The 1768-nt window shown below is 56.5% G+C and carries 1 protein-coding gene; it reads left to right on the forward strand.

The features are described 5' to 3' along the window. Window positions 1–1338: hypothetical protein (locus tag LCH64_RS28175; protein ID WP_226501959.1), on the forward strand; the 1338-nt coding region annotated here is incomplete at its 5' end. Between the last annotated feature and the right edge of the window lie 430 nt (window positions 1339–1768).

A 1768-nucleotide genomic window follows, 5' to 3' on the forward strand; every position in this document is an offset into this window, starting at 1 on the left:
ATCCGATTCAATGTGCCGGATGCTCCGGCCCCGATCACCGTAACGCTGTTCACCGAGGCGTTCGAAAAGGCCGGCGACAGCCCCGACGCGGTGGCCGAGTTTTACGTCATCGACCAGTTGGGCAATCGCGCCCAGTCGCCCGAGCAGACGCTGGATATTCATCTTTCACGCCCCCTCGAGCTTCCCGCTCCAACCGTACGGGGCCAGACCGGCAACAACTTCAGCCCGACCCAGCCGGAAATTCGCGTGCTGGTGCCAAAGGGTTCGCTGTTGCCCGGCGACAAGCTGACCGTGCATTGGCAAGGTGCTTCGGCAGTGGCAGACGGTTCCTACACCAGCCCGCAACGGCTGGTCAGCGCCGGGTTGGAAATCGCGGTCCCACGTTCAGTGCTCGCCTACAGTCTGGGCAAATTCGTCACCGTGACCTACATAATTGAGCGCAACGGTGTCTCCACAACTTCACTGCCATTGACGTTGAACATTCTGAAGCTGCCGGACAGTGCGCTGATCCCGCCGAAGATTCTTGAGGCTAATGCGAGCAACGTATTGGATGTCGTCGCACTGGGCAGCAAGGCCGCGATTGTTCACGCATTGCTCTGGACTTTGATTGAGGCTGGACAACAAGTGTGGATGAGTCTGGAGGGCAAAAAGGCCGATGGCACCGCCCACAATTTGACGGTTTGGAATGGAAGCGACTCCAAAGTCAACGCAACATGGGTAAATCAGGGCTTCTGGCCCTATACCTTAGCCAACAGCTATCTGAAACAACTAGGGGACCGCTCCACTCTGACCATCAAATTCAAGGCCTCGCTGGACAAGAGCAATAACGCGGCTACGGCCACTGTGTTTCCGGATCGGTTTTATACAATCAGGGCAGAAGTTGACACCTGGAAAGACTCTGTCACTGACTTCGCAAATGGGACAACGGGGAACTGGACAATTGGTCCAGCCGGGCGATATGGAAGAGTTACCGGAGGATTGTTCCAGAACGATACGGCTATTGGGGTATCGGGATTCGCTGGGGTGGTATTCAGCCAGAATTTCCTGTTCTCGGCGGGGCGAACCTATTCGTTCAGCATCAGTGTGCGTAACAACGGTCCGGTGGCTCACTTGCTACCCAGTTTTTCGGTCACCCTGGGTTCGGGCCAGATAATCCTTCCCGCAGCGTCCGTTCCGAAGTCGGGAGAATGGATTCAAAGAGTGGCCTCTTTTACCGTCGCACAAACGGGCAATCAGACCATTTCGATCATGAGCCATCAGGATCGGGGAAGCGGTTCAGGCACGGATGGGGGAAATGACTATCAGATTGACAACATCACCGTGACAAGGCGCCCATGATGTAACAGTGCGGGGGGGGAGCGCTTCCACTGGCGGATAATCCTCGATGACCAGGCGTGGACGACTTCTCCTCGCTGTTTCTTTGCCAGTTCCAACGAGATGACGCTGGCGATTGAGTTAGGGCGGCAACTATTACCAAGTGGGCGATCTGATGGTGCAATTACTCGACACCTGCCTCCCCTGTAGGCGCTGCCGCAGGCTGCGATCTTTTGATCTTGATCTTGAAAAACAAAATCAAAAGATCGCAGCCTTCGGCAGCTCCTACACGGAACCGGGTGACTAGTTGGGTACGCGGCGGCCGTCCAGCACTCGGTTGACCATCAGCTCACTGAGCATGATCACCTGATGCAGCATCAGCATGGCCCCGCGCTGTGGGTTGTCGACGACGTCGCTGATATTGCGGGCCATGTCGCTGGCGGCCGCTAACGAC

The sequence above is a fragment of the Pseudomonas sp. MWU16-30322 genome, assembly GCF_020515535.1.
In the GTDB taxonomy this organism is placed as follows: domain Bacteria; phylum Pseudomonadota; class Gammaproteobacteria; order Pseudomonadales; family Pseudomonadaceae; genus Aquipseudomonas; species Aquipseudomonas fluorescens_H.